At 70.2% G+C, this 15,473-nt stretch carries 8 protein-coding genes; 6 read left to right on the forward strand and 2 right to left on the reverse strand.

Annotated features, from left to right (window positions below):
• Nucleotides 1–12: 12 nt before the first annotated feature.
• Together J2X01_RS08265 and J2X01_RS08270 are read left to right on the forward strand one after the other, a co-directional pair.
• Nucleotides 13–3,267, forward strand: coding sequence for an ATP-dependent helicase (locus J2X01_RS08265; protein ID WP_310055608.1), 3,255 nt, complete (start codon nt 13–15; stop codon nt 3,265–3,267).
• Nucleotides 3,264–6,794, forward strand: a complete 3,531-nt coding sequence (locus J2X01_RS08270; RefSeq protein ID WP_310055493.1) for an ATP-dependent helicase — start codon at nt 3,264–3,266, stop codon at nt 6,792–6,794. Before J2X01_RS08265 ends, J2X01_RS08270 begins: the two co-directional genes overlap by 4 nt.
• Here the strand turns inward: J2X01_RS08270 and J2X01_RS08275 are convergent.
• Nucleotides 6,791–8,158, reverse strand: a complete 1,368-nt coding sequence (locus tag J2X01_RS08275; RefSeq protein WP_310055495.1) for a macrolide 2'-phosphotransferase — start codon at nt 8,156–8,158, stop codon at nt 6,791–6,793. The two genes, J2X01_RS08270 and J2X01_RS08275, sit on opposite strands and share 4 nt — an antisense overlap.
• Before the next feature lie 350 nt (nt 8,159–8,508).
• Here J2X01_RS08275 and nudC point away from each other — a divergent pair, with 350 nt between their 5' ends.
• The 3 genes from nudC (at nt 8,509) to J2X01_RS08290 (ending at nt 12,480) form a co-directional block, all read left to right on the forward strand.
• Nucleotides 8,509–9,486, forward strand: coding sequence for an NAD(+) diphosphatase (nudC, locus tag J2X01_RS08280; protein WP_310055610.1), 978 nt, complete (start codon nt 8,509–8,511; stop codon nt 9,484–9,486).
• Between the two features lie 202 nt (nt 9,487–9,688).
• A complete protein-coding gene (locus tag J2X01_RS08285) occupies nt 9,689–11,779 on the forward strand; it encodes an ATP-dependent DNA helicase UvrD2 (RefSeq protein ID WP_310055612.1) in 2,091 nt (696 codons plus the stop codon).
• Nucleotides 11,779–12,480: a M48 family metallopeptidase gene (locus J2X01_RS08290; protein ID WP_310055498.1), complete on the forward strand. Its 702-nt coding sequence runs from the start codon at nt 11,779–11,781 to the stop codon at nt 12,478–12,480. Before J2X01_RS08285 ends, J2X01_RS08290 begins: the two co-directional genes overlap by 1 nt.
• An 87-nt stretch (nt 12,481–12,567) precedes the next feature.
• Here the strand turns inward: J2X01_RS08290 and J2X01_RS08295 are convergent, their stop codons facing one another.
• Complete coding sequence (locus J2X01_RS08295) at nt 12,568–14,022, reverse strand: zinc-dependent metalloprotease (RefSeq protein WP_310055501.1); 1,455 nt, start codon at nt 14,020–14,022, stop codon at nt 12,568–12,570.
• 234 nt (nt 14,023–14,256) lie between these two features.
• Here J2X01_RS08295 and J2X01_RS08300 point away from each other — a divergent pair, with 234 nt between their 5' ends.
• Nucleotides 14,257–15,405 carry a YlbL family protein gene (locus tag J2X01_RS08300; protein WP_310055504.1) on the forward strand — a complete coding sequence of 383 codons (1,149 nt, stop codon included), beginning with the start codon at nt 14,257–14,259 and terminating at the stop codon, nt 15,403–15,405.
• Nucleotides 15,406–15,473 lie beyond the last annotated feature (68 nt).

Below are 15,473 nucleotides of genomic sequence, written 5' to 3' on the forward strand. Positions count from 1 at the left end.
TCCGGCTCCGCCCTGCGCCTGCTGCCGCCGCGCAGGCTGCACGGCGCGGTCCCCGTGCTGTCGGCCGACCAGCTCGCCGTTGTCGACGTCCCGCATGGCTCCGGCCCCGTCCTGATCCCCGGAGCCCCGGGCACCGGGAAATCGACCGTGCTCGTCGAGGCCGCCGTCCGGCGTGCGCAGCGGGACGGCCTTGATCCGGAACGGATGCTCATCCTCGCCCCCGGACGACTCGCCGCCGATACGCTCCGGGACCGCTTCACCGCGCGGCTGGACCGCAGTTTGAGTACGACGCCGGCCCGCACCTGGGCGTCGTACGCCTTCGACCTGATCCGGCGCGCCAAGGCCGAAGGGATCCTGCCGTTGCCGCGCCCGCCGAAACTGCTGTCCGGCCCGGAACAGGACCTGATCATCAAGGAACTCCTCGAAGGCCACGCGCAGCCCGGACTCGAGCTGCCCTGGCCGGCGGACCTGGGCGCGGCACTGCAGACCCGCGGCTTCCGGCAGGAGGTCCGCCAGCTCTTTGACCGGATCATCGAATCCGGGCGGACCGCCGAGGACCTTGTGGTGCTCGCCCGGCGCTGCCACCGGCCGGACTGGGTCGCTGCCGCGGCGCTGTACGCGGAATACCGCGATGTGCTGGACCTGCGGATGCCGGAGTCCTTCGACCCGGCCGGGATCATCACGGCCGCCCGCCAGATTTTCCAGGACGAACCCGACTTCCTGGCCGCCGAACGGGACCGGCTCCAACTGGTCCTGGTGGACGACATGCAGGAAGCCAACCCTGCCGTGTTCGAACTGCTCGCGGATATCGCCGCGGGCAAGGACGCCCTCATCACGTTCTCGCCGGACACCGTGGTCCAGGGCTTCCGCGGCGCCCGCCCGGACCTCGTGGCCGAGCTTCCGCGGCTGCTCGCCCCCGCCGGGACCGTCCTCGAGCGGCCGCTGTGGACCGCCCACCGCCACACCCCGGCAGTCGCTGACGCCTGGCTCGGCGTCGCCGGCCGGATCTCCCGCCGGGCCGGCGGGCAGTCCGCGCGCCGGCTGGAGCAGCCCCGGGTTCCAGCGGGCCACGGCGCTGCCTCGTCCGGCGGCACTGTGGAGGCGCACCTGCTGCCCTCGCCGGTCCACGAACTGCGCTACGTGGCCCAGCGGATCCTGGAGGCCCAGCTCCACGACGGCCGGGACCTCGGAGAAATCGCCGTGATCGTGCGCAACGGCGGCCAACTAGGCCAGCTGCAGCGCTACCTCGCGGGCCAGGGCATTCCGGTGCGGATCCCGGTGGCCGAATCCGCCGTCCGCGACGAGGTCGCCGTCCGGCCCCTGCTGGATGCTTACGCCGTGGCCCTGGACCCGGCGGTGCTGAGCCCCGAGGCGGCCGTGGCGCTGCTGACCTCTCGGATCGGCGGGGCCACCGCAATCGAGCTGCGCCGCCTGCGCCAGTCCCTGCGCCGCGAGGAGCTTCTGGGCGGCGGCGGCCGCACCAGCGACGTGCTCCTTGTCGAGGCGCTGCTGGAACCTGGCGCACTGTCGACCCTCGGCATCGAGGGGCACTCCGCGCGCCGGATTGCCCGGATGATCCAGGCCGGCCGGGACGCGGCCGGCGCCCCCGGCGGCAACGCCGAAACCGTGCTGTGGGCGCTCTGGAACTCCACCGGCCTCGCCTCGCGCTGGACCGAGGCCGCGCTGGCCGGGGGAGCGGCCGGGGCCCGGGCGGACCGGGACCTCGATGCCATGATGGCCCTTTTCCACACGGCCGAACGCTTCGTGGACCAGCTGCCCGGTTCCGGACCCGAGCAGTTCCTGGAATACCTGCTCAGCCAGGAACTTCCGATGGACACCCTCGCCGCCCGGGCGCAGCTGGAGGACGCCGTGGAACTGATGACCCCGGCCAGTGCCGCCGGCCGGGAGTGGCCGGTGGTCATCGTCCCCGGCCTGCAGGAAGGCGTGTGGCCCAACACCAGGCTCCGCGGCGAACTGCTCGGCAGTACCCTGTTCGCGGACGCCGTCGAGCACGGTGTGGACTACGCGCTGCAGCTGGATCCCCTCAGCCGGTTGCGCGAAATCCGCTACGACGAGCTGCGCAGCTTCTCCACCGCCGTGTCGCGGGCACAGCAGGTCCTGATCTGCACGGCGGTTTCCTCGGAGGACGAACAGCCGTCCTCGTTCCTGGATTACGTGGCGCCGCTGGGCCCGGACCAGGACCGGCGCGGTTTCACTCCGGTGGAGCGGCCGCTCACCCTGCGGGCCCTCGTGGCCGAGCTGCGCCAGTACGCCCAGCTTGATGCCGGAACCCCCGAAGCCCTGCAGGCCAGCGCCGTTCTGGGTGCCCTGGCGGCCGCCGAGCCGCCCGTGCCCGGGGCGCATCCCGCGAGCTGGTGGGGCCTTGCCCCGCTGTCCACGGAGGAGCCCGTCATTCCGCCGGGCGGCACCGTTTACGTCTCGCCGTCGAAGGTTGAGACGGTGCAGAAATCGCCGCTGGACTGGTTTGTCCAGGCCGCCGGCGGCGAGGCCGCCACCGACTTTGCCCGCAGCCTGGGCACGCTCGTCCACGCCATCGCGCAGGATCTTCCGGATGCTTCCGGAAGCGAGTACCTGGCCGAGCTGGTCCGCCGCTGGCCGGCACTCGGGATGAAGGACAACTGGGAAGGCAAGCTGGACTTCCAGCGCGCCGAAACCATGGTCCGCAAGCTCGCCCAGTACGTGCTGGTGATGCGCAGCGAAGGCCGGTCCCTGGTCGGCGTCGAGCAGGACTTCGAAGTCAAACTCCCGGACGTGGCGTCCCCGGCCGGAAGCGCCGGTGCCGGCACGGACGGCGGGCCCTGGCCCGCCCGTCCGGCCGTCCTGCGCGGCCAGGTCGACCGGCTGGAGATCGACGCCGAGGGCCGGCTCGTCGTCGTGGACCTCAAAACCGGCAAGCGCCAGCCGGGAAAGGCCGATCTTGAGCGGCATCCCCAGCTGGGCGCCTACCAGGCGGCGGTGCTGGCCGGAGGCTTTGCCGGTCCCGACGACGGCCCGCCCCCGCTGCCGGGCGGGGCCATCCTCGCCCAGCTCGGCACCGGCACGAAGAGCCCGGGCATCCAGGCCCAGACCCCGCTGGACCCGGCCGGGAACTGGGCCCTCGACATGGTCGGCGATGCCGCCCGCGTCATGTCCGGGAACACCTTCGAGGCCCGCCACGACCCGTCCAAGGGCGGCCACGGCGGCCACGGCTGCCGCCTTCCCGAAGTCTGCCCGCTGTGCCTGCGGGGAAAGCAGGTTACCGAATGAGCACCGATACTCCTCCCGTCGACTCCACAGCAGCCCTTCCCGCTGCCCTGCCCGCCCGTCTCCCCGCTGCGCGGTTCACTCCCGAGGAGCTCACCGCGATGCTGGGGGAGAAGAACAGCCCCACCGCCGAACAGTCGCGCATCATTTCCTCGCCGCTGTCACCCCGGCTCGTGATAGCCGGTGCCGGCTCGGGCAAGACCGCCACAATGGCCGACCGTGTGGTGTGGCTCGTCGCCAACGGCTGGGTCCGGCCGGAGGAAGTCCTCGGCGTGACCTTCACCCGGAAGGCCGCCGGGGAGCTCGCCACCCGGATCCGCGCTAAGCTGGCTGCGCTGCAGCGCGTCGCCGCGGCCGATACGCAGAACGACGTTTTCCCCGCCGGGCTGCTCAGCACCGACGCGCTCGAGCCCAAGGTCTCCACGTACCACTCCTACGCCAGCGGCATTGTCTCCGACTACGGTCTCCGGCTCGGCGTCGAACGGGACGTCGTGCTGCTCGGCGGCGCCCAGTCCTTTCAGCTCGCGAGCGAGGTGGTGGAAGCCTTCGACGGCGAGTACGAGCACTTCCGCTCCGCCAAGTCCACGCTGGTCAAGGCGGTCATCCAGCTCGCCGGCGAGTGCGCGGAACATCTCCAGGACCCGGCCGGGGTCCGCGGCTGGCTGCTGGAACGGGTCGCCGGGTTCGAGGCGCTGCCCTACCTCGCCTCTGCCAAAAAGAACCCCAGCCAGGCCGTGGGCGAGCTCAGCGGCCTGCTGCGCACGCGGGCCAGCGTCGCGGAGATGGTGGGACGCTACACGGACGCCAAGCGCGCCCGCGGCGCCCTCGACTTCGGCGACCTCGTGGCCCTGGCCGCCCGGGTCGCCAACGACGTCCCGGTTGCGGCGGTAACCGAACGCCAGCGCTTCAAGGTGGTGCTGCTGGACGAATTCCAGGACACCTCGCACGCCCAGCTCGTCCTCTTCTCCAGGCTGTTCGGCGACGGGCATGCGGTCACCGCGGTCGGGGATCCAAACCAGTCCATCTATGGCTTCCGCGGCGCCTCCGCCGGGCAGCTCTTCCACTTTGTCCGGGAATTCCCGGTGCGGCTCGGGTCCGGCGACGGCGCTGCCGCCACCGACGGCGCTGCGCGCTTTGCCGTCGCCCCGACGTCGTACCTCACCACCGCGTGGCGCAACGGCCGGAACATCCTCGCCGCGGCCAACGTCATCTCGGCACCCCTCAGCAGTGCCGCCGCCCGGACCGGCCCCGCCGGCGAGCGGGACACCGCCGGGGGCGTTGAGGTTCCACCGCTGCAGCCCAGCCCGGCCGCGGTCCAGGGCCGCGTGGTCATGGGCCGCTTCGGCACCGATGAGGACGAGGCCTCGGCGATCGCCGGCGACGTGTTGAAGTTCCGGGTGACCGACTTTGACGGGTCGGCAGCGGAGCCCGAACCTCCTGCCCTGGCCGTGCTGTGCCGCCGGCGCGCCCAGATGGAAGTCATCCGCCGCGAATTCGAGGCGCGCGGGATCCCCTATGAGATCGTCGGCCTCGGCGGGCTGCTCGATACCCCCGAGATTGTCGATCTGGTCGCAACCCTCCGCGTACTGGCCGATCCGGGCCGCTCGGATTCGCTGATGCGCCTGCTCGCCGGGGCCCGCTGGCGGATCGGCCCCGCGGACCTGATGGCGCTGCGGGACTGGTCCAGCTTCCTTGCCCGGCGCCGCGGCCGCCCCGGCACCACGGACGACGAGACCGCCGCCGAAGAAGGCGCGGATCCAGCGGTGATTGAGGGTGACCTCACGGACGCCGCCAGCCTGGTCGAAGCTCTCGACTGGCTGCCGCGCGAAGGCTGGACGTCCGCGCACGGCCGCCAGCTCAGCCCCGAGGGTCTGGAGCGGCTCCACCGGCTTTCTGCCGAACTCCGGCAACTGCGCGGCTACATGGGCGACGATCTGTCCACGCTGCTCGGCGAGGTGGAGCGGGCCATGCTTCTCGACATCGAAGTCGCCGCACGGCCGGGGATCAGCATCCATCAGGCCCGCCGCAACCTGGACGCCTTCCAGGACGCCGCCGCCGGGTTCCTGCACACCTCCCATCGGGTGGACGTCCTCGCCTTCCTGGCTTGGCTGGAGGCCGCGGCCGCCGAGGAGAACGGCCTGGATGCCGCCGCCCCCGAAGTGAACCATGAAGCCGTGCAGCTCCTGACCGTGCATGCCTCCAAGGGCCTGGAATGGGATGTGGTGTTCGTGCCCGGGCTCAACGCCGGGGCCTTCCCCAGCAGCCGGGATTCCCGCTGGAGCAGCGGGAGCGCCGCCCTGCCCTGGCCGCTGCGCGGGGACCGGGCGGACCTGCCGCAATGGGACCTCGACCATCCGGACCAAAAAGGCTGGATCGACGCCGAGAAGGAGTTCAAGTCCGCCGTCCAGGTCCACGGCGAGGCCGAAGAGCGGCGCCTCGCGTATGTGGCGTACACCCGGGCCAAACACGTGTTGTGGGTTTCCAGCGCCGCCTGGGTGGGCTCGCGCGCCGGTTTGGCTGACATGTCCCCTTTCCTGGCCGAACTGGAGGTCCTCGTCGCCGACGGGACGGCAGAAATCCACCCGTTGTCCGTCGCTGAGGAATCACTGCCGGAGGAGAGCCCGCTGACCTCGGAACTCGAGGTCGCCGGCTGGCCGTATGACCCCCTCGAGGGGCCAACTGATCCGCGCACCGGAGACCGGCTGCGGCTGGTTCCGGGCCGGCGGGCGGCCATGCAGTCCGCCGCGGCACGGGTGCTGCAATCTCTGGACTCTGAAGTGTTGCTGGACATGGACGGGCCCGGCGCCGCCGCTGCAGGCGCCGCCGGACCGGCGCAGCGCCGGCCTTTGCGCGGCCCGGCCGGCGGCTGGGCGCACGAGGCTGCGACCTTGCTGGAACGCCGCTCCCGCCGGACTGCGGTGCAGGACGTGCACCTGCCGGGCCACATCTCGGCGTCGACCCTGGTGGATCTGGAGGATGACGCCGGCGCGGTCGTGGCCCGGCTGCGGCGCCCGGTCCCGCGGGAGCCGGGGATGTCCGCCCGCAAGGGCACCGCTTTCCACGCCTGGGTGGAGGAGTACTTCGGCGCCGCCGGCATGCTGGACCTCGGCGAGGCGGCGGGCTCCGATGACCACATTGACGCGGCCTACGGTCTGGACGCCATGGTGGAAACCTTCCGCCGGTCCGAGTGGGCCAACCGAGCCCCGGCCCACGTTGAGGTTCCGGTGGAAACCCGGATCGGTGATGTTGTGGTCCGCGGCCGGATCGACGCCGTCTTCCGCGATGCCGACGGCGGCTGGGACCTCGTTGACTGGAAGACCGGCCGCCGGCCGTCCGCCACCGCGCTGAAGACCAAAGCGGTCCAGCTGGCCGTCTACCGGCTGGCCTGGGCCCGCCTCAAAGGTATCCCGGTGGATCAGGTCCGGGCGGCGTTCTACTACGTTGCCGACAACGCGGTGGTCCGGCCGCATGACCTTGGCTCAGCGGAACGGCTCGAGCAGATTGTCGCCGCGGCCCTGGCGGACGTCTAGCGGCGTGGCGCCTCGACCACCGTGAGGGCGGTCGTCGAGGTGTCATCCGCCGGCGGATTCGCCGGGGCAGCTGCGGGTGCGGCGGCGTCTGCAGGGACTGCAGGGACTGGCGCGTCAGCCTGGATGACGTCGACCGACTGGGTTGAGGTGTCGTCGCCGGAAGAGTCCTCGCTGGCCGGCTTGTCGTCGCTGGCCGGTTCGTCGTCGGGGATCGCCGTCACGCAGACAACGGATACCTTGGAACCCACAGGCCCGGTCCGGCCGGCATCAACCACGCCGTCGTCGGTACCTGCCCTGGCACCGACGTCCCGGCCACCCTGAACCGCTTCGGCCGGGATCGGCGTGACCTGAACGGCCGGCGCGGCGTCCGGGGCGGAACCAGACGCGGTGGCGGCGGTGGCGGGAACAGAGGCGGGCTGGGGGAGCGGTTCAACGCTGATCGGCTGCCCGCCGTGTTCCGCGACGTCCTCGGCGAGTGCGGTGAGCATGGACTCGGCCTCGTCGATCATGTCCTGGTTTGCCGCAGCGAGGCCCTTGACAAGGTATTGCGCCAGGGCGAATTCGGCGGACAGCGCGGCACGCCGGAGCAGGTGGGCATCGGGCACATCGCGCCGGGACGCGGTGTAGTGCTCCAATACGGCGTCCACAAAGTCCTGGTCGTTGGAGGCGACCAGCCAGGCCATGTCGTCGGCCGGATCGCCGATGCGCAGATCGGTCCAGCCGGTCACTGCCGTCACACGGTCGCCGTCTACCAGCAGGTTGTCTTCGTGGAGGTCCCCGTGGACCACGCAGGGGTTGAAACGCCAGAGTGAGACATCCTCAAGGGCGTGTTCCCAGCGGCGGAGCAGCAGCGGCGGAATCTTGCCGGTGGTCGCGGCCTGGTCCAGTTCGTTGAGGCGGCGCTGGCGGAATTCGTTGGGGGTGTAGCTGGGCAGATCCGCGTTGCTGACCAGTGTGCGGGGCAGGTCATGGATGGCTGCGAGTGCTGCACCGATCTCTCGGGCCACGCCGGGTGATGCGGCACCGAGTTCCTCGACCGACCGGGTCGAGCCGGCAAGGTGCGAGTAAACGAACGTGCTCAGCGCGCCCTGCCGTACGGTGCCGGCCACGGTGGGCATAAGGAAGGGAAGTTCGGCCCGGATGCCGGGGGCGAACGCGCGCAGCACCAGGAATTCCGTTTCCAGCCGGGCGCTGGCCTCGGGGTGGCGGGGCGAGCGGACACGCCAGCGCTTGCCTTCGGAGTCCAGGAGGAGCGCCGAATCGAAGTCTGCCGGATCGTCGGGCGCAGAGCTGACGGCCGTCGGGGTCAGTCCGGGGACTGCCGCGGTTGCCACAGCTGCCAGTTCGATTGGTTTTCTTCTCACCGTTCCACGGTAGGTTGAGCGGCGCCCAAGACGGTGATGCACCACGGCGAGTCTGAAAGATCAGGAATAAATTCCGCTCCGGATGCCGCTGGCCGGGCAGCCCCGTGACGCGCCCGGGCGTCCCCATCGGGGCACGTGCGGATGCCCACATAAGCCGGAGAAAAATGTCATTTGTCGGCGGGAGTCAGTACGGTGGGTACATGAGTCTTACGGAGTCAGCGGCACCCCAAAGCCAAGCCCAGAAGGGCCAGGCCCGGACGGGCCAAACCCCGAAGAGCCAAACCCCGGAGATCCACACCCACGAGGGCACGTCCCTCGCCCCGCACGGCAGCCCGGCGGCCAACCTGCTGATGGACACCGTCCTTCCGGTGCGGCCGGCGCTGGTCGACCGCGGATCCGCTGCCCGGCTGAGGCCCGGAATGCTCGAGGAGCTCATCGGCTCCGGCGGTGCACTGGCCATGGTGCTGTCCGGGCGGCAGGCCCTCATCAACGGCAGCAGCCTGGTGCTGCTGGATGCGGCCGAACTGGCCCAGCACCTGCAGGACACGCCCTACGCCCCGGACCAGCTGATCTATCTGGGCTCGGCACTGCCCGGCTCGGACCTTGTAGCCGGCACCCCCTTGGTCCTTTTCCTCCTGCCGCAGCAGTTCGAGGTCCGTGCGGAGGAATTCGAAGCCCACATTGCCGGCATCCCCGAGGACGCACAGTGGGCAGGGTTCCGTGATGTCGCGGCCACGCTGAACCCTACGGACACGGCCATCTTCATCGAGGCCAGCGCCATTGCCAACTGGCATGCCACCCACACCCACTGCCCGCGCTGCGGGACCGCCACCGAGCCCGAGGCGGGAGGCTGGGTCCGCCGTTGCCCCTCGGACGGCTCAGAGCACTACCCGCGCACCGATCCCGCCATCATCGTCACGGTCGTGGGTCCGGACGACCGGCTGCTGCTCGGCGGCGGCGGTCCGCTCGACGCCCGGAACTATTCCACCCTCGCCGGCTTCGTCGAACCGGGGGAGTCGCTGGAACAGGCAGTGGTCCGGGAGATCGGCGAGGAGGTCGGCGTGCGCGTTACCGCCTGCCAGTACCTCGGTTCCCAGTCCTGGCCCTTCCCGGCCTCGCTGATGCTCGGCTTCACGGCGACCACCGCGGACGCCGACGCCACACCTGACGGCGTCGAGGTCACCCGGGCGCGCTGGTTCAGCCGGAGCGAATTGCAGGAAGCGGTGCTCAGCGGTGAGATCGTCATCTCCAGCCGGCTGTCCATCGCGCGGGCACTGATCGAGCACTGGTTCGGCGGCCGCATCCAGGACCGCGTGGACAGCGCATGAGACCTGGGTGATACCACGCGGCGGCACCCCCCGCGGCGCGGTTCCACCATCGCGGAGCATCCACCGGACACCCTCAAACGACTGAGCAGCACTCGTGAACACAGACATCTTCCAGCCCAGCGCTTTCCCGCCCGCCCAGTCCAACGACAGCGTCCCGGAGACCGAACCCCCGGCGCCGGACAACCGCTCGCTCGAGGAGCGAATCCTCGGCGGTCTGGACGCCGAACAGCGCGAAGTCGCCAGCACGCTGCAGGGGCCCATCTGCGTCCTGGCCGGCGCGGGCACCGGCAAGACCCGCGCCATCACGCACCGCATCGCGTACGGCGTGCATTCCGGCGTGTACAACCCGCAACGGCTGCTGGCCGTCACATTCACCGCGCGGGCAGCGGCCGAAATGCGCAGCCGCCTCCGTGACCTCGGCGTCGGCAACGTCCAGGCCCGCACCTTCCACGCCGCCGCGCTGCGACAGCTCCAGTATTTCTGGCCGCAGGCCGTCGGCGGAGTCCTGCCCAACCTGCTGGACCACAAGGCCCAGATGATTGCCGAGGCGGCCCGGCGGCTGCGTCTGAGCACCGACCGCGCCTCGATCCGCGATCTGGCCTCCGAAATCGAGTGGGCCAAGGTGTCCATGCTGACCCCGGCCAACTACCTGGAAAAAGCCCAGGGCCGCGGCACCCCGGGCGGCTTCGACCTGACCGCCGTCGCCCGCGTCTTCCAGTCGTACGAGGACGTCAAGACCGACCGGAACGTGATCGACTTCGAGGACGTGTTGCTGATCACGGTGGGCATCCTGCAGGAGGACCCGAAGGTCGCCGCCACGGTCCGCGAGCAGTACCGCCACTTCGTCGTCGACGAGTACCAGGACGTTTCGCCCCTGCAGCAGCGTCTGCTGGAACTGTGGCTCGGCGGACGCGACGAGCTTTGCGTCGTCGGGGACGCCAGCCAGACCATCTACTCATTCACCGGCGCCTCTCCAAAGCACCTCCTCGGCTTCAAGGCCCAGTACCCCGGGGCCACCGTGGTCAAGCTGATCCGCGACTACCGCTCCACCCCGCAGGTGGTGAAACTGGCCAACGAGCTGCTGGCCGGCCGGCGCAGCGGCGGACCGGTCGCCGATGCCGCCTGGGCATCACCGCTGCAGCTCGTAGCGCAGCGGCCGCCCGGTCCGGTGCCGGTGTTCACCGAATGCTCCGACGATGAGGCCGAGGCCGCCACCGTGGCGGTGAAGGTGCGCGGACTGCTCGACGCCGGCACTCCGGCCAGCCAGGTCGCCGTGCTGTTCCGCACCAACGGTCAGTCCGAGGCCTACGAACAGGCCCTGGCCTCGGCGGGGATCGGCTACCAGCTGCGCGGCGGGGAACGGTTCTTTGCCCGCAAGGAAGTCCGGGACGCCATCCTGCAGCTGCGGGCGGCCACCCGGGCTGTCGCCGAGACCGCCAGCCCCGAGCCTCTCGGCCAGCTGGTCCGCGACATCGTCGCCTCGCTGGGCTATACGGAGGCGGCCCCGCACAGCGGCGGCGCGCTCCGGGAACGCTGGGAATCCCTCGCCGCGCTCGTCGCGCTGGCCGACGAACTCGTGATCAGCCGCGGTATCCAATTCACCCTTTCGGACTTCGTCAACGAACTCCAGGAACGCTCCCTGGCCCAGCATGCTCCCACCGTCCAGGGTGTCACGCTCGCCTCACTGCACGCCGCCAAGGGACTCGAATGGGACGCCGTTTTCCTCGTTGGACTCAGCGAGGGGCTGATGCCGATCTCCTTTGCCGATAGCCCCGAATCCGTGGACGAGGAGCGCCGGCTGCTGTACGTGGGGATCACCCGGGCCAGGGAGCACCTGTTCCTGTCCTGGTCCACGGCCCGGACCCCGGGCGGGCGCGCCAACAGGAAGCCCTCGCGTTTCCTGGACGGGCTGCGCCCGGACTCGGTGGCGAGCTCATCGGTCCGGGGCAAGGGGACGGCGCCGCGCCGCAAGGCAGCCGTGCCGGCCACCTGCCGGGTCTGCGGAACCATGCTCTCGTCGGGCGCCGAACGCAAAGTGGGCCGCTGCAACCAGTGCCCGCCCAGCTACGAGGAGCAGACCTTCGACGCGCTCCGGCAGTGGCGCAAGGACATTGCGCTTGAAGCCGACGTTCCCGCGTTTGTGGTCTTCACCGATGCCACGCTGACCGCCATTGCCGAGGCCCGGCCCGAATCCCTCGAACAGCTCGCCAAACTTCCCGGCGTGGGACCGTCCAAACTGGAGAAGTACGGCGAAGCGGTCCTGGCTGTGCTGGTCGAAAGCACGACCCTCTGATGGCCGGGAGCAACCCCCCGCCAGCGGGCAAGCCGGCAAACGGGCAGGCCGGCGGACCGGCGGGCAAGCGGGCCGCCAGCCCGGCGGTACCGGCAGCCACACCGCTGACCACCGCCGACGGCGCGCCGGTGGAAGTGCGGCGTTCCGCCCGCCGCCAGCGGACCGTTGCGGCCTTCTGGGAAAACGGCACTGCCGTGGTCGCCATTCCTGCCTCCTTCAGCCGCGCCCAGGAACACGAGTGGGTGCACCGGATGCTGGAGAAGCTGCGGCGGCAGGGGGAGCGGGGGAGCAGAGGCGCCGGACGGCGCCGCCCGCGCAGCGACACCGCCCTGGCGGCCCACGCCGCCGAGCTCTCCGCAAGGTACTTCGGCGGCCGGGCGGTGCCGACCTCGGTCCGCTGGGTGGGGAACCAGAACTCCCGCTGGGGATCCGCAACACCGTCGGACGGGAGTATCCGGCTGTCCGACAAGCTCCAGCCCATGCCTCAATGGGTCATCGACTATGTACTGCTCCACGAACTCGCGCACCTGCTCGTGGCCGGGCATAACGCCGCGTTCTGGCGGTTGCTCGAGGCCTACCCGGACACCGCACGGGCGAAGGCCTTCCTCGAAGGCGTTTCCTTCGCCGCCTCCCGCGGCATCACACCGGGCGGCGAGGACGATGACGTGTCCGACGTCGACCCGGCGGAGATCTCCGACTGATACCGCCCTGATCCGGCGGGGTCCGCGACTGTCACGGAAAAGCCCCGGCCGGATCCGAAGATCCGGCCGGGGCGGCCCCCTGATCCGCTAGGGCTTGGGGTTTTCGCCTTCTCCGGGAGTGTCGTCGCCGGTGCCGCCATCGCCGTCGCCATCGGCCTTTCCGGTGTCGTCCGCAGCTGCCTGCGTGTCCTCCGGCTCGTCGAATCCGCCGTTCAGCAGCTTCTGCAGGGCGTCGTCAACCTCGGAGTCGCTGGCCTCGGCCAGCTGGCGGCGCTGGCTGAATCCCTTCGGGTCCTCCAGATCTTCGGCGGTGGGCAGCAGATCAGGGTGCTGCCAGATCGCGTCGCGGCCGTCGACGCCGCGTTCGTCCTTGAGTGAGGCCCACAACGCGGCGGCCTCACGAAGCCGGCGCGGCCGCAGTTCCAGTCCGACCAGGGAGGAAAAGGCGTGTTCGGCCGGCCCTCCGGTGGCGCGGCGGCGGCGTACCGTCTCACGCAGCGCCGCGGCCGAGGGCAGCAGCTTTTCGGTGGCGGCCCAGCTCAGTTCGTCGACCCAGCCTTCCACGAGCGCGAGGGCGGTCTCAAGCTTCTCCAGCGCCTGCTCCTGGGCGGGCGTGCGCTGCGGCATGAAGACCCCCTGGGACAGGGCCTCCTGAATGCCCTCCGGGTTGCCCGGATCGAGCTCGCGGGCGAGCTCCTCGATCTTCGAGGTGTCGATGTGGATGCCGCGGGCGTACGCTTCGATCGCGCCGAGGAGGTGGCCCCGCAGCCAGGGAACCTGGACGAACAGCCGGGCGTGGGCGGCTTCACGGACCGCCAGGAACAAGCGGATGTCATTCTCCGGAAGGCTGAGGCCTTCGCCGAATTTCGCCACGTTGGAGGGCAGCAGCGCCATTTCGAGGTCGGCGAGCGGGACGCCGATGTCCGTCGAGCTGACGACCTCGGCTGACAGGGCTCCGATGGCCTGGCCGAGCTGCATGCCGAAGATTGCCCCGCCCATGTTCTGCAGCATGGAGGACGCGCCGCCCATCATTGCCTTCATTTCCTCGGGCATCTGCTCGGTCATGGCGGTGGACAGCGCATTCGCGATGCTGTTAGCGACCGGCTCGGTCAGCCGTTTCCAGGTGCCGAGTGTTTCTTCGACCCACTCGGCCCGGGACCAGGCCCGGCCGATCAGACCGGTGGCCGGGAGGCCAGTGACCTGGTCAAGCCACAGTTCGGCGAGCCGCAGGGCCTCGTCGACCTCGCGCGACTGCTGTGCCGTGACGGACGGGTCGGAGCCGCTCGCTGCCACGCGCCGGGCGTTCTCGTGCGCCAGCTGCCAATTGACGGGGCCCTCCGAGGAAGCGCTCATCATGGCCTGGACCTGGGAGAACATCTGGGCGAGGAGATTCGGGTCGTCCGGCAGCCCCGCGGCCTTCGCCAATTCCGCTGGGTCGATGTTCCCCATGCCCTTGCCACCCATCAGGTTCTTCAGCATTTCTGCCAGCGGATCCTGGGGTTCCTCGTCGCCATTGGACGGATTAAGTGGGTTGGAGGTCATGATCCCGCCGATCGTCGGTGTAGCTGCTTCTCACGTTCACGGTACCGCGCGGCCAGCGGGCTGTCTGCCGAAACCCCGCGACGTTCGCTGTCGGCAAAGAGCCCAGCCGGCAGCCGAGCGCGTAGTGTTGGAAACTGGAATATTTGCAGGCGGCAGCCGCGGCGCAGGCTGCGGACGCGGCGCGCTTATCAGGGGTCTGCAGGGTCCCCGGCGCCGGCACGGAGAGGTCCTTCATTGACGATAACGCAGGGCGAGCAGCCCGCCAGCGAGCCGGCGGCCGGCCAGTCCCGGGGCCGCCGGGCCCTCCTCGCCGGGCCGCGTTCCGGGCGGAAGCGGGACAAACGGTCCTCAGCCATGCTGGTGTCGGGGCTGCTGGCACTGGGGCTCGGGGTCACCGCCCTGACCCTGCCGGTCCCGTACGTCGTGGAGTCACCCGGTCCGACGTTCAACACACTGGGCACCGACAACGGCAAACCGGTCATCAGCGTCACCGGCCATGAGGCGTTCCCCGCGAAGGGCAACCTGGACCTCACCACCGTCTACGTCGACGGCGGCCCAAACGGGCCGGTGACGGTCATGGAAGCGTTCACGGCCTGGCTCAGCGGCGCCAAAGCCGTCTATCCCGAGGAACTGGTCTTCCCCACCGGGGTGACAAAGGAGCAGTCCCAGCAGGAGAGCGCCGTCGCGATGACGACCTCGCAGGAGAACGCCGTAGCCGCCGCCCTCAAGGAACTGGGCATCCCGTTCGAGCAGAAGATGCAGATCGCCGGAGTGCCGGAGGGCTCCGCCTCCACCGGCAAGCTTCAGGAAAACGACGTCCTCGTGTCCGTCAACGGCAAGCCCGCCACCGCGCTGAGTGTCGTCCAGGACGAACTGGCGGCCGGCAACGGTTCCCCGGTGGAGGTCGTTGCCGACCGTGACGGCAGCAAGGTGACTGCAAGCGTTACACCGACCAAAACCGCTGCCGGGCGGTTCATCCTCGGAGTCATGCTGCAGTATCAGTTCAAGTTCCCCTTCGACGTCAAGATCTCCCTGGAGAAGGTGGGCGGCCCGAGCGCCGGGATGATGTTTGCCCTGGGCATTGCGGACACCGTCACCCCCGGTGACCTGACCGGCGGCAAGCACGTCGCGGGAACCGGAACCATCACCCCCGACGGCGCCGTCGGCCCGATTGGCGGCATCAGCCAAAAGATGCACGGCGCCCGGTCCGGTGGCGCCACGCTGTTCCTTGCCCCGGCCGCCAATTGCGACGACGTCGTTGGGCATATCCCGGACGGATTGCAGGTGGTTCGGGTCGAGAATCTGGCAGATGCACGGAAAGCGGTTGAACTGGCCGCGTCTGGGGCCGACACATCTGGTCTTCCGGCTTGCTCCAGCCACTAGACTGGCCGCGGAACTAAGAACCGCCGCCACTCGTGGCACCTATGACGGCTTCGCCGCCCAGCTGGGGC

It is taken from the genome of Arthrobacter ginsengisoli (assembly GCF_031456935.1).
Classification (GTDB): Bacteria; Actinomycetota; Actinomycetes; order Actinomycetales; family Micrococcaceae; genus Arthrobacter; species Arthrobacter ginsengisoli.

What these genes read in the sequence shown, in the direction of transcription:
- J2X01_RS08270 (WP_310055493.1), top strand. Translation starts at nt 3,264, where the DNA reads ATGAGCACCGATACTCCTCCCGTCGACTCCACAGCAGCCCTTCCCGCT.
- nudC (WP_310055610.1), top strand. Translation starts at nt 8,509, where the DNA reads ATGGACACCGTCCTTCCGGTGCGGCCGGCGCTGGTCGACCGCGGATCC.
- J2X01_RS08290 (WP_310055498.1), top strand. Translation starts at nt 11,779, where the DNA reads ATGGCCGGGAGCAACCCCCCGCCAGCGGGCAAGCCGGCAAACGGGCAG.
- J2X01_RS08295 (WP_310055501.1), bottom strand. Translation starts at nt 14,022, where the DNA reads ATGACCTCCAACCCACTTAATCCGTCCAATGGCGACGAGGAACCCCAG.